This window comes from Staphylococcus sp. HMSC069E10, from assembly GCF_001809205.1.
GTDB lineage: Bacteria > Bacillota > Bacilli > Staphylococcales > Staphylococcaceae > Staphylococcus > Staphylococcus hominis.
The window spans coordinates 23,997-36,942 of record NZ_KV796470.1 but is presented as its reverse complement, the minus strand read 5'-3'; the positions used below and the strand labels follow the sequence as shown (position 1 = coordinate 36,942).

General features: G+C 32.6%; 13 protein-coding genes. All 13 read right to left on the bottom strand.

The annotated features are described in order from the left end of the window. Positions 1-361 precede the first annotated feature (361 nt). The 13 genes from lysS to HMPREF2561_RS01200 all read right to left on the bottom strand — a co-directional run bounded on the left by lysS (position 362) and on the right by HMPREF2561_RS01200 (position 12,946). Positions 362-1,852: a lysine--tRNA ligase gene (gene lysS, locus HMPREF2561_RS01260; protein WP_017176406.1), complete on the bottom strand. Its 1,491-nt coding sequence runs from the start codon at positions 1,850-1,852 to the stop codon at positions 362-364. A gap of 161 nt (positions 1,853-2,013) precedes the next feature. Then, a complete protein-coding gene (folK, locus tag HMPREF2561_RS01255; RefSeq protein ID WP_017176407.1) occupies positions 2,014-2,493 on the bottom strand; it encodes a 2-amino-4-hydroxy-6-hydroxymethyldihydropteridine diphosphokinase in 480 nt (159 codons plus the stop codon). Beyond that, complete coding sequence (gene folB / locus HMPREF2561_RS01250) at positions 2,493-2,858, bottom strand: dihydroneopterin aldolase (protein ID WP_017176408.1); 366 nt, start codon at positions 2,856-2,858, stop codon at positions 2,493-2,495. Before folB ends, folK begins: the two co-directional genes overlap by 1 nt. After that, positions 2,836-3,639, bottom strand: coding sequence for a dihydropteroate synthase (gene folP, locus HMPREF2561_RS01245; protein ID WP_017176409.1), 804 nt, complete (start codon positions 3,637-3,639; stop codon positions 2,836-2,838). The genes folB and folP overlap by 23 nt, the downstream gene beginning before the upstream one ends. A gap of 181 nt (positions 3,640-3,820) precedes the next feature. Beyond that, positions 3,821-4,753 (bottom strand): cysteine synthase A, encoded by a 933-nt coding sequence (gene cysK, locus HMPREF2561_RS01240; protein ID WP_002449949.1) that lies wholly within the window; start codon positions 4,751-4,753, stop codon positions 3,821-3,823. Positions 4,754-4,949: 196 nt separating this feature from the next. Then, positions 4,950-5,834: an Hsp33 family molecular chaperone HslO gene (gene hslO, locus HMPREF2561_RS01235; RefSeq protein ID WP_017176410.1), complete on the bottom strand. Its 885-nt coding sequence runs from the start codon at positions 5,832-5,834 to the stop codon at positions 4,950-4,952. A 211-nt stretch (positions 5,835-6,045) separates the two neighbouring features. Continuing rightward, positions 6,046-8,178: an ATP-dependent zinc metalloprotease FtsH gene (gene ftsH / locus HMPREF2561_RS01230; protein ID WP_049415659.1), complete on the bottom strand. Its 2,133-nt coding sequence runs from the start codon at positions 8,176-8,178 to the stop codon at positions 6,046-6,048. 283 nt (positions 8,179-8,461) lie between these two features. Further along, positions 8,462-9,001, bottom strand: a complete 540-nt coding sequence (gene hpt, locus HMPREF2561_RS01225) for a hypoxanthine phosphoribosyltransferase (RefSeq protein WP_017176412.1) — start codon at positions 8,999-9,001, stop codon at positions 8,462-8,464. Continuing rightward, complete coding sequence (tilS, locus tag HMPREF2561_RS01220; RefSeq protein WP_049415663.1) at positions 9,002-10,303, bottom strand: tRNA lysidine(34) synthetase TilS; 1,302 nt, start codon at positions 10,301-10,303, stop codon at positions 9,002-9,004. A gap of 207 nt (positions 10,304-10,510) precedes the next feature. Beyond that, complete coding sequence (locus HMPREF2561_RS01215) at positions 10,511-10,912, bottom strand: S1 domain-containing RNA-binding protein (RefSeq protein ID WP_017176414.1); 402 nt, start codon at positions 10,910-10,912, stop codon at positions 10,511-10,513. Positions 10,913-11,046: 134 nt separating this feature from the next. After that, positions 11,047-11,442 (bottom strand): cell division protein DivIC, encoded by a 396-nt coding sequence (divIC, locus tag HMPREF2561_RS01210; protein ID WP_017176415.1) that lies wholly within the window; start codon positions 11,440-11,442, stop codon positions 11,047-11,049. A 35-nt stretch (positions 11,443-11,477) separates the two neighbouring features. Beyond that, complete coding sequence (locus tag HMPREF2561_RS01205; protein ID WP_017176416.1) at positions 11,478-11,759, bottom strand: RNA-binding S4 domain-containing protein; 282 nt, start codon at positions 11,757-11,759, stop codon at positions 11,478-11,480. After that, complete coding sequence (locus HMPREF2561_RS01200) at positions 11,756-12,946, bottom strand: MazG nucleotide pyrophosphohydrolase domain-containing protein (RefSeq protein WP_017176417.1); 1,191 nt, start codon at positions 12,944-12,946, stop codon at positions 11,756-11,758. The genes HMPREF2561_RS01205 and HMPREF2561_RS01200 overlap by 4 nt, the downstream gene beginning before the upstream one ends.

The window sequence follows — 12,946 nt, the reverse complement described above, 5'->3', positions numbered from 1 at the left end:
TGTGACCTCCTTGCCATTGTCACCAGACAACAACTTACTTAAACAAGTATATTACTAATTAATTAATTTTTCAATAGTTAATTTTACACTTTATTAAAATTCTTTTTACAAGCGTTTTACAAAATTAACTTTCGTTTTTGACGACTTTTATATCTTATAATAAACAAAGTTTAATGTCAATAAGTTTTTAAAGATTTTTTAAATTAATTTTTAAAAAAGGATTTAATTTTTGAACACTCATAGTATACTACCACATCATATATATAATATCTAGTCCTTTTTTAATTAATTTTTTTCATTTTGTTTTTCATAAAAAAGCGTTGCTTACCTTAGCAAGCAACGCTTTTAATTTATATTGATCTTATTTTTGTCTCATGTAAGGGAATAATAATACATCTCTAATAGATGGTGAATCTGTTAACAACATAACTAAACGATCAATTCCAATTCCTAGTCCGCCTGTTGGTGGCATACCGTATTCAAGCGCTTCAATGTAATCTTCATCCATTTCATGAGCTTCATCGTTACCTTGTTCTTTTTCAACAAGTTGTGCTTCAAAACGTTCACGTTGATCGATTGGATCATTTAATTCTGTGAAAGCATTTGCATGTTCTCTACCTACAATAAACAACTCGAAACGATCAGTAAATCTTGGATCTTCTGGATTTTTCTTAGCAAGTGGAGAAATTTCAATTGGATGTCCATAAATAAATGTAGGTTGAATTAATGTTTCTTCAACTTTTTGTTCAAAGAATTCATTTAAAATATGTCCATATTTCATGTTTTCTGTAATTTCGATACCATGCTCTTTAGCTAATGCTTTAGCTTCTTCATCCGTTTTCACATTATAAAAGTTTACACCTGTAGCCTCTTTAACAGCGTCTACAATATGAAGTCGTTTCCAATCTGATTCTAAGTCAATTTCTTCGCCATTATATTGCACTTTTGCTGAACCTAATACAGTTTGTGCAATATGTCTAACCATAGATTCTGTTAAATCCATAATATCATGATAATCGGCATATGCTTCATATAACTCTATCATAGTAAACTCAGGATTATGGCGTGTTGATACACCTTCATTACGGAATACACGACCAATTTCATAAACTTTTTCTAATCCGCCTACAATTAATCGTTTTAAATGTAATTCTATCGCAATACGCATATATAACGTTGCATCTAGTGCATTATGATGGGTAACAAATGGTCGAGCTGCAGCACCACCAGCGATTTGATGCATCATTGGCGTTTCTACTTCTAAATAACCTCTTTGATTTAAATAATTTCTCATTTCTTGGATGATTTTACTACGGTTAATAAATGTACGAGTACTATCTTGGTTAGTAATTAAATCTAGATAACGTTGGCGATATCTTTGCTCAATATCTTGTAAACCATGAAATTTATCAGGTAATGGTCTTAAAGCTTTAGATAATAATGTAAATGATTTTGCTTTTACTGATAATTCGCCAGTATTTGTTTTAAACATGACACCTTCAATACCTACAATGTCACCTAAATCCGTTGTTTTCCAAAGGTTATCAAAAGGTTCTTCGCCAATTTGATCTTTACGTACATAAATTTGAATTTGACCAGTTAAATCTTGTACATGTGCAAATCCTGCTTTACCTTTACCACGTTTTGTCATTAAACGCCCTGCAATAGAAACATGACTTTCGTCTTCTTTTTCATGTAATTCTTCTTTAGAAAAATGATCCCATTTTTCTTTTAATTCACTTGCAGTAGCTGTGCGTTCAAAGCGTTTACCAAATGGGTCAATTCCTAAATCAATAAGTTCTTGTAATTTTTGTCGACGAACCTGCATTTGGTCATTCATTTCTTCTGACATTACTCTCTCTCCTTTAATCTTCCTGTTTTACTATTAATGGATGTTATGTACTTATTAAAAATATTGTAAAATATTTTCCATTCACTATTTTATACATAGTCACATAGTTAAATTCTTAAAATATATTTATATCTTAAGAATTTAAGCACTTATCTTAGCACTTAATCTTTATATTTCTTAACCGTATCATCTGGAAAAACTAAATCATGAATTTTCTGATTTAATCGTGGATCCTTTTTGTCCGATGCAATATCGTTCAACGGTATAAGTACAAAAGCACGTTCTTGCATTCGTGGGTGAGGTATACTTAAATTGTCTGTTTCAATAATATTATCACTATATAATAAGATATCTATATCTAATGTTCTAGGACCCCAACGTATTTCTCTTACTCGATGCAGTTGTTGTTCAATGTCTAAACAATGCTTAAGCAATTGCTGAGGTGACAACTCGGTTTCAATCTCTAAACACAAATTCAAGAAATTAGGCTGATCAGTATAGCCAATCGGTGCAGTTTCATATATCGATGATTGTTTTGTTACCTTTATACCCTTAATGTTTCCAATTAAATCAATTGCCTTAAGAAGTTGTTGTTTTCTATCACCAATATTACTTCCTAAACCTAAATATGCTTGTACCATTAACGATTCTCCCTCACTATTTCAATACCCACACCATCGTAATGACCAGGTATAGGTGGATTTTCTTTAGTGATTCTGACTTTCGTTTCCATTACACGATTATAGTGTGAATTTATACGTTTTGCAATACGTTCAGCTAGATGCTCGATTAAATTGCAAGGTGGACCTTCAACAATATCTTTTACATCCTCAAATACTTCACCATAATGCACAGTATCTTTAACATTATCTGTCTGCCCCGCTTTTGATAAGTCTACTTTTAAAGTTACGTCTACTAAAAAAATTTGACCTATTTCATTCTCAGCTGCGAGTGCACCATGATATCCATAAAACTTCATCCCTTTAAGAAAGATCATGTCGTTCATTTTCATTCTCCTTCAAAAAATCTATACCTTGAGCTAAACGTACATTTAATTCAACATTATGTACGCGAACTGCTTTTATGCCTTTCATTATACCATAGGCAGTAGTAGCAGCAGTGGCCTCATCTCTTTCTTTAGGTGTCGTATCAGTAGAAATCATATCTCTAATAAAACTTTTACGACTTGTCGCTAATAAAACTGGATACTCTGTAGCAACTAATTCATCTAATCGAGCCATTACTTCATTTTTTTCTTTTCTACTTTTGGGAAATCCAATTCCAGGATCTAACCATATTTTATGTTTTGGAATCCCTGCCATTTCTGCTTTATTTGCTTGCTTTATAAGTGTTAATAGCATTTCTTCTACAACTGGTTGGTCACGTTGGCCATCTCCATTATGCATTAACACAATTTCCGCTTCATATTTAGCAACTACATCTAAAATATGAGGATCATATAACCCAGCCCATTGGTCATTAATCATTGTGGCCCCTAATCTTAGACAAGCTTCAGCAACTTCACTGCGATATGTATCTATGGAAATTTGTACATTTAGTTTTACTAATTCTTCTACAACTGGCACTACACGTTGCATTTCTTCTTCTAAAGACACTTCTGTGTGCCCAGGTCTTGTTGATACGCCTCCTACATCAATAATATCTACGCCTTCATCAATCATTTCTTTAGCACGTGTAACTGCGTTATCAATTGAATTATACTGACCACCATCTGAAAATGAATCAGGCGTTACATTTAAGATTCCCATAATTTTTGTTTTACCCACTATCAATCATCCTTTGTTTTAAAAATAAATATGTATACTCACATGATACACTCATTTAGTCTATATTTCAGTATTGTTAACTAAAAGAACCTTTATACTAAAAAATAGCTGGCTCCGCCTTTTACGAAACCAGCCATTTCTTATTTAAAACATGATATTCAAATATCAACTTATATCATCATTAGTCATCGAATGAATATAATGGTGTAGATAAGTAACGTTCACCATTACTTGGTAATACTGTTACAACTGTTTTACCTTTACCTAACTCTTTTGCTTTTTCGATTGCTGCATAAATTGCTGCGCCTGAAGAAATACCTGCTAAGATACCTTCTTCTTTAGCCACACGACGTGATGTTTCCATTGCAGTTTCATTACCAACTTTAATGATACTATCATAAATATTAGTATTTAAAGTATCAGGTACAAAGCCAGCACCTAAACCTTGTAATTTATGTGGTCCAGGTTCTCCACCACTTAATACAGGAGATCCTTCTGGTTCAATTGCTACAATTTCAACGTTAGGATATTTCTCTTTTAAGACTTTACCTACACCAGATAGTGTACCGCCAGTACCAACACCTGCTAAGAAAGCATCAATTTGTTTGCCTTCAAATTGTTCAACTAATTCAGGACCAGTTGTTAATGCATGTACTTCAGGGTTAGCTGGATTTTCAAATTGTTGAGGTTCGAAATAACCATGTTCTTCTTTCAATTCTTTAGCTTTCTTAATAGCACCTTTCATTGCTTCAGATCCAGGTGTTAACACTAATTCCGCACCATATGCTTTTAATAAGTTGCGACGTTCAGAACTCATTGTTTCAGGCATAGTAAATACTGCTTTATAACCTTTAGCTGCACAAACAAATGCTAAACCAATACCAGTATTACCACTTGTTGGTTCTACAATTGTATCACCAGGTTTAATTTTCCCTTCTTTTTCAGCTTTTTCAATCATTGCTAAAGCAATACGGTCTTTTACAGAGCCACCTGGATTTTGATACTCTAATTTTACATATACATCTGCCGCATCTTCATCTACTACGTTTCTTAATTTTACTACCGGTGTGTTGCCAATAATTTGTGTAATATTTTCTACAGGTTTTTGTGCCATCGAAAAAACGCTCCTTTAACTTTCTAATTTAAAACTTAGTTTTTCTATCGGATATAACTATATTCTATCAGAATTTTCTAAAAAGACAAAGATATTTCTTTAAATATGATGTAATATTTTACTTTCATTAGTTACATTTAGTTCTTCCCATAAAAAAAGAGCAATAAACATACGTTTATTGCTCATCAACATTCTACTATTTTTTTATTGTATCAAGTAGTTCTTGAAGTTCGCCTTCAGAATAATGATATTTATTTCCACAGAAATGACACACGGCCTCAGCACCATGATCTTCTTTAATCATATCTTCAATTTCTGCTTCACCTAAACCTTTAATTGCATTTAGGAATTTTTCATGACTACAATTACATTCAAATTGTGCATCCATTGTTTCCAAAATTTGTACATTCTCTTCACCTAAAATTTCATTTAAGATACCTTCTGGTGTTAAGCCTTGTTCAATCAATTTAGAAACTGGCTGCATTTGGTTAATTGCATTTTCTAATTTAGTAATAGTTTCTTCTTTAGCGCCTGGCATGACTTGTATAATAAATCCACCCGCTGCTTTAATAGAATTATCAGGGTTAACAAGTACCCCTAATCCCACTGATGACGGTGTTTGTTCACTTGTCGCAAAATAATAAGTGAAATCTTCTCCAAGCTCACCAGAAACGATTGGACTTGCGCCTGAGAAATAATCTTTCATTCCTACATCCTTAACGACTTGAATTGCACCCTCAGTACCTACTGCTCGTCTTACATCCAATTTACCTTGATCATTAAGTGGAAAATGGGTTTGAGGATGGTCAACATATGCACGGACATTTCCTTGTGCATCTGCATCAGCAATAATTCGACCAATTGGGCCCTTACCATCTACTGTGACAGTAAGCTTTTGATCTCCTTTTAACATTGCCCCCATTAATAACGTTGCTGTCATTGTTCTCCCCATCGCTGCTGAAGCTGTAGGCCATGTATAGTGACGTGTTTGGCCTTCTTGAACTGATTCAGTTGTTAATGCAGCATACGCACGTACTTCTCCATCAAAAGCCAATGATTTAACAATATAATCATGTGTCATTACTCTAATCTCTCCTTTATGTTATTTTATTTCGTTTGTTTCATTTATTTTAAAATCTAATATTAAATCCTTTATTAAGAATATCTATTTTACACTGCTTATTTAAGAATATGAAGTAACTTGCTCTAGGGTATATAATGCTCCTATATCATATTAAAAACTCTTTCGATTAAGGTTATTTAACCCGAGTCGAAAGAGTTTTTATGACTAGCTATGATTCTCTATGATTTGAATCTGTTGGATGCTCTATATTTGGAGATTGTTCATAACCTGTTTCATCTCTATCATTTCGTTGTGAATGATTTTGAGATTGATTACGGTCTGAACGATGATTGTTTTTATCATGATCGATTCTGTCATCTTCTCTGCGGTCTTCTGCTTCATCTTTACGACCTTCTTCAAGTTGTTCTTCACGAATGTCATCATAAGATTTACCATATTTACCGTTTGAGAACTCAGAATCATCTTTATCTTCATCTTTTACCACTTTAGCTGCATCATAATCCACTGTTGGTAAAACACCATCATAGAATAATGAACGTATTTGTTCTGCTACTAGTGTTTCTTCAGTTAATAATGTTTTAGCAATCAGTTTCAATTGAGATTCATGTTCTAATAAAATTTGTTTACAACGTTCATATTGTTCTTTAATAATACGTTGAACTTCTTTATCAATTTCATAAGCAATTTGGCCTGAATAGTTAGGTTCACCTTGCATATCTTTACCTAAGAAGACTTGGCCGCCACCGCTTGTAGAGAATTGTAAAGGCCCTAATTTCTTACTCATACCATATTCAGTGACCATTGAACGTGCAATTTGTGTTGCTCTTTCAAAGTCGTTTGAAGCACCAGTTGATACTTCATGGAAGTTAATATCTTCAGATACACGACCACCTAAAAGACCACAAATTTTATCTAACAATTCTGGTTCTGTCATTAAGAAACGGTCTTGTTTAGGTAACATCATTGCGTAACCACCTGCTTGTCCACGAGGCACAATCGTTACTTTGTGTACAACTTCTGCTTCATCAAGTACCATACCAATGACTGTATGCCCTGCTTCATGATGTGCTACAATATTACGTTCTTTATCAGAAATAACACGAGATTTTTTCGCTGGACCCGCAATCACTCGGTCTGTTGCTTCTTCAATATCACGCATATCAATTTTATTTTTACCTTCACGTGCGGCAATCAATGATGCTTCGTTCAATAGGTTTTCTAAATCAGCACCAGAGAAACCAGGCGTTCTTTGAGAAATAGCTTTTAAATCGACAGTTTCATCAAGTGGTTTGTTTTTAGCATGAACATGAAGAATCGCTTCACGACCTTTAACATCTGGACGACCTACTTGAATTTGTCTATCGAAACGACCAGGACGTAATAATGCAGGGTCTAAAATGTCAGGACGGTTTGTTGCTGCAATCATAATGATACCTTCATTCTCACCGAAACCATCCATTTCAACTAATAATTGGTTAAGCGTTTGTTCACGTTCATCGTGACCGCCACCAACACCTGCACCACGTTGACGACCAACAGCATCAATTTCGTCTATGAAAATAATACATGGTGCATTTTTCTTAGCATTTTCAAATAAATCACGTACTCGACTTGCACCAACACCTACAAACATTTCAACGAAGTCAGAACCACTGATTGAGAAGAATGGAGCTCCAGCTTCACCTGCAACGGCACGTGCTAATAATGTTTTACCTGTACCTGGTGGGCCTACAAGTAAGACACCTTTAGGGATTCTTGAACCCATTTTCTTAAATTTCTTATTATCTTTTAAGAAATCTACAATTTCAATTAACTCTTGTTTTTCTTCGTCTGCCCCAGCAACATCTGAGAAGCGAACACGACGTTTTTGGTTGTCGTACATTTTTGCTTTGGATTTACCAAAGTTCATCATACGACCTCCACCGCCGCCACCTTGTGCTTGGCTAAGGAAGAATATAAATAAGAAAGCAATAATTAATACAGGAATAAGCGTTGTCAACATACTGACAAAGACACTTTGTTTTTCTTCTTCTTTAACTGTAAAATCTAATCCTTTTTGGCTACGAGCTTCACTTGTTATTTGTTGTAAATCTTTTTCGTTATTGTATAAAATCGTTGAAGAATAATCTTCATCATTTTTAGTTTTACCACTTACCAAGTACACATTTTGTTCAGGTTGGATTTCTAAAGTTTTAAGATCACCTTTATCCAATTTCTCTACAAACTGTGAATAGGAAAGTTGTTTCGGTGTATTTCCATTACCATTGATATATGAGAAAACACCGAATATAATAACGCCAATAATTGCGATAACTAGCACATTGCGAAAAGCTTTCTGCATGCGTCATTTCCTCCTATTTCTATAATAAAGCTAACAAAAATTGTAACATAATCTAGCTTATAAAGGCTAGTATTTCAACTTTTGTAGCGCTTTTCTAATTCTAGTTAATTATTTTATATTCATCATTTACTCATTCTTTGTTTTTGGCTTTACATATCTATGTATAGTCGTTTCACAAAATGACAATTTTGAATATAAAATGAGTCTACACTAATTTATATCGTTAGTATAGTTATTATATTTAAAATTCTATTTATTGTATTTGCTAATACATTATAAAATTTTATTTATTGTAAATTTCCGGTTTTAATGTACCAATGTAAGGAAGATTTCGATAATGCTCAGCATAATCTAAACCATATCCTACTACAAACTCATCAGGTATTTTTTTGCCAACGTATTTGGCTTCAATATCCGCTTTACGACGGTTCGGTTTATCTAACAATGTAACGATTTCTAATGAGTTAACTTTGCGTGATTGTAGTAATTCAGTAATTGATTTTAAAGTTGTACCTGTTTCTAAAATATCTTCAATAATAAGTACATCTTTGTTTTCAATAGAAGCACTTAAATCTTTTAAAATTTGTACCTCTCCTGTTGATTCTGTACCACCGTGATAACTTGAAACATCCATAAAATCAATTGCTAAATGTGTATCAATACGTTTAATTAAATCTGCCATAAACATAACTGAACCTTTAAGGATACCAACACAAACAAGTGGTTTATCTTTGTAATCTCTCGTTAATTGTTCACCTAAATCTTTACAAATTTCTTGGATTTCTTCTTCAGTTAATAAAATATCTTTTAAATCATCTTTCATTTATGAGTCATCTCCAATTTTTTTAATATCTATTATATGTTTAAAGCTTGTCGTCACATAAAGTTGTCCTATAGCTATCACTCGTTGTTTTGCATCTAAAATGATGGGTATTTGTGTACGTTCTATGCTATCAATTTTTTTATCAATAAATAAACGACTTACTTTTTTATGTCCATGACTACCATTTAACTTAAACTTATCTCCATCTCTACGTGTTCGAATCGTTAGAGGCCAATCTATTGCTTCATCATTCTCATTTGGATGAATTGTAATTAAATAATGACCAAATTGATATGTATAAGGACGTGTAACAATTTGTTCTTCAAGTAGAGATTGTTCATAATGAGCCATTATTATAAATTTATCATATGCAATTTGAATTATCCATTTTTCAGTGAGGGGAATTTTAATTTGAGATTGTTTACTCTCAATTTGTTCGAACCATTCATTATAATTTTTTTCTGAAAACGATTTATTTAACTGAAGCATCTCAAATAAACGATCTAATAAAATCATTTTTGAAATTTCATCTAGTTGATTAAAAGACGCTCGAGATAATTGTATACGTTCTTTATTAAGGTAAATGTTAACATGTTGTTCTATAAAACAACTTATTCGTTGTTGTGTAAGTTGTAATTGCATATCATGCCAATGTTTCAACTTTAATAATTGTTCCACATTGAAGTCCTTATTTTCATCAATAGCTGGTAAAAGTCGATTGCGAATGTCATTTCTTGCATATTTATTATGGTGATTAGATTCATCTTCATAAAAAGGCACATGGTGAATGGTTTGATATTGTTTTATATCATTTTTATATGTCTCTATCAGAGGACGACAAATAAAATAATGATTTCGCTCAGTACATTCATTCATCCCTAATGAATTGCGTGTTGATCGACCAGTAAAAACGCGATAAAAAATCGTTTCAAGTTGATCATTTAAATGATGAGCAGTTAATAACACATCAGCATTTATCTTACTCATCATCTCATCAAACCATTGATAACGTAAATCTCTCGCTTCAGATTGAATACTTTTTCCTTTTTCTACTATTTTAGATAAATCTAACTGTTTAACATAACAGGGGATTTGATGTTGCTTGCAGAATTGTTTAATAAATCGTTCTTCTTCGACAGATGCATCTCTCAAACCATGATTTACATGCAAGCATGTTATAGATTGATATGAATGTGATAAGTCATTTAATAATTTATATAATAAACACATACTATCAATCCCTGTAGATACTGCAACAGCTAAATGATCCGTCTTTTTCCAAAGAGACGTTTTCACTTTCACATTACTGAACCTCCTGACTTAGGCTAAATAATTGATATAACGAAAAAAGAGTGAGATAGAACTTTAATTTCAGTTCTTTATCTCACCCCTGGCATAGATCTTACATGATCTTATGCCCTTAAGTTATTATCAATACATATTAATCTAGAATAAATGATTGGAACCAGGGCTCCGTTAACTTAGCTATATTTATTCACACAGATATAATTAACGTCTAGATCCTTTACCACCACGTCTTGATTCTGTTTGACGTTTAATAGAAGTCAATTTGTCTTCACTGTCTTTTAAGAAATTACTTAATTTCTTTTCAAAATCTTCTGCTTTTTGTTGAGGCGGTTTATTTTGATTAGATTTGTGATGTGGACGACGAGGACGATCTTTCGCTTTTTTAATTGAGAGACTGATTTTACCATCATCTGCAATAGATAAAACTTTTACCTCCACTTCATCTCCAACTGATAAATGATCTTCTACATTTTCAACATAATTATCAGCAACTTCACTAATATGAACTAAGCCACTTTTACCTTCAGGTAATTCTACAAACGCACCAAATTTTTTGATACCTGTCACTTTACCTTTTAGCTTGTTTCCTACTTCGATTGACATATTCTAAATAAATCCTCCCGATAATGTTTCAATTTTAACCTTATTATATTCCTGTTTTAAAATTTACACAATGCTATAAAACGATTATTTTAAATTAAGCGTTTTACTTTAATTTTTAAAGTTGCCTACTCTTTTTAATTATTACTAGAGGATTTAGAATTAGACGATGATTTATCATTAGGCAATTTAAAAATAATTTCTCCATTGTTACTTAAATAATAGTCATCTCGAGCAACTTTCTCTATATAATCTTTATCGTTAAGATTATTAAGCTCTTCTTTTAATGCTATTTCCTCATCTTGTTTCTTCTGAAATTGTTCTTCTTTATGCTTTCGTTCTATTGTTGCTTGATTGTTACTTTGTTTTTGGAAGACAAGCATGATAGATAGAATAATAATAATCGCTAATAATAATCCTCCAAAAACTGTTACTCTTCGACGAACGACACGCATTCGTTTTTGTTGACGTTGTTTCTTTCGATTTCGTTCTGAAGTATATTGATTATCAATATGTTCTACCTTTTTACTCATAACTTGTCACCTCCTTTAAACGTTTCAATCATAGACTACACTTCTTCAGATTGTGCAGATGGTTGAACTCGTTCTTCTTTAATCAGTTCATACATATTTTTAGCATTTTCTTTTGAGGCATGTTCACTTAATCCAGTTACTTTAACCGTTACACGTTTTTGTCCAAAACGAATGACTAATTCGTCTTCCACTTTTACATCTGTGCCAGCTTTAGCTACATTACCGTTAATTGTTACACGTCCTTGATCACTAATTTCTTTAGCAAGTGTACGACGTTTTACAAGTCTTGATACTTTTAAATATTTATCTAATCTCATTTATCATTCTCCCCTTGTTGTAAATAATTTTTAAGGGTTTCTTCATTAAAATCCTTATTTTTGGTTTTATCATACAATGTCATAAAATGGTCTGCAAATACTTTCTCAAATTTCACACGAGGTATTTTACCTTCTTTTGCTTTTGCATTCTTCCAGACATCATTTAAATCTTCTATTGTTTCAACTGTTTTATCTCCGAATATGTGAGGATGTCGACGAATCATTTTAGCATTTAAACTTTCAATAACTTCTTTAATATCCATATATCCTTCTTTTTTACCAATACTCGCATGAAGTAGCACTTGTAATAAGATATCTCCGAGTTCTTCAATCATATGCCAATCATCTTCATTATCTATTGCTTCAAACAATTCAAATGTTTCTTCTAATAAATAACGTTTAAGTGATTCGTGCGTTTGCACACGATCCCACGGACAGCCTTTTTCATCATCCACTAGATGGTCAATAATATAAACTGCAAAATCAAAATCAGTATACATATCTTCATCACGCGTTATTTTAGGCACAAATACACTTGTCAGATTGTTAAACATATCCTCATTATGATCTAACTCAAATAACGGTACTTCTAATACTTTAGCGCCTTGACTATTAGCGCCTGTAACTATCTTCACTTTAAAATCGTCTGGATAACGTTCCATTAATGTGAGTTTAACATCTGCTGCAATCATCGCACTATATACTTGTGTAATGAGAGTATGTGTTCGAATATTTAATGTGTTTTCTTTCAAAATAGTACCATCTAATAATGTAAATCCATCATTAGGATCTTCATCGATTGCGACAAATATATCATCTATAAAACTTTTCCCACCTAAAATCTTTACATGTATATCATCATTATTTTTATTGTAATCAAGTAATTTAGCAGTCGTCGTTTCAGCTACACGAGGATGTCCAGGCACTACGTAAACAGTATCTTGTATACGCGTTTCTTCTATTAAAGTTTCAACAATATGTTGATACACCGCTTCAAATTGATCATACTTTTCGTACACGTCATCAAAGCTTTTAAATTCAATGTCACTTTTTAAATCTTTAATAACAGGATGTTCGAGTGTCCTTGCATATACACTCTGTTGCTGTTTCAAAAAGCGATAGACACCTAAAGGTAAATCATCCATACTATGATTGCCTATACCAACAATGGTAAGGGTATGCGTCAT

Excerpts from the sequence above, each read along its gene's own strand:
- lysS (WP_017176406.1), bottom strand. The coding sequence starts at position 1,852 with ATGTCAGAAGAAATGAATGACCAAATGCAGGTTCGTCGACAAAAATTA.
- folK (WP_017176407.1), bottom strand. The coding sequence starts at position 2,493 with ATGGTACAAGCATATTTAGGTTTAGGAAGTAATATTGGTGATAGAAAA.
- folB (WP_017176408.1), bottom strand. The coding sequence starts at position 2,858 with ATGAACGACATGATCTTTCTTAAAGGGATGAAGTTTTATGGATATCAT.
- cysK (WP_002449949.1), bottom strand. The coding sequence starts at position 4,753 with ATGGCACAAAAACCTGTAGAAAATATTACACAAATTATTGGCAACACA.
- hslO (WP_017176410.1), bottom strand. The coding sequence starts at position 5,834 with ATGACACATGATTATATTGTTAAATCATTGGCTTTTGATGGAGAAGTA.
- ftsH (WP_049415659.1), bottom strand. The coding sequence starts at position 8,178 with ATGCAGAAAGCTTTTCGCAATGTGCTAGTTATCGCAATTATTGGCGTT.
- hpt (WP_017176412.1), bottom strand. The coding sequence starts at position 9,001 with ATGAAAGATGATTTAAAAGATATTTTATTAACTGAAGAAGAAATCCAA.
- HMPREF2561_RS01215 (WP_017176414.1), bottom strand. The coding sequence starts at position 10,912 with ATGTCAATCGAAGTAGGAAACAAGCTAAAAGGTAAAGTGACAGGTATC.
- divIC (WP_017176415.1), bottom strand. The coding sequence starts at position 11,442 with ATGAGTAAAAAGGTAGAACATATTGATAATCAATATACTTCAGAACGA.
- HMPREF2561_RS01205 (WP_017176416.1), bottom strand. The coding sequence starts at position 11,759 with ATGAGATTAGATAAATATTTAAAAGTATCAAGACTTGTAAAACGTCGT.
- HMPREF2561_RS01200 (WP_017176417.1), bottom strand. The coding sequence starts at position 12,946 with ATGACGCATACCCTTACCATTGTTGGTATAGGCAATCATAGTATGGAT.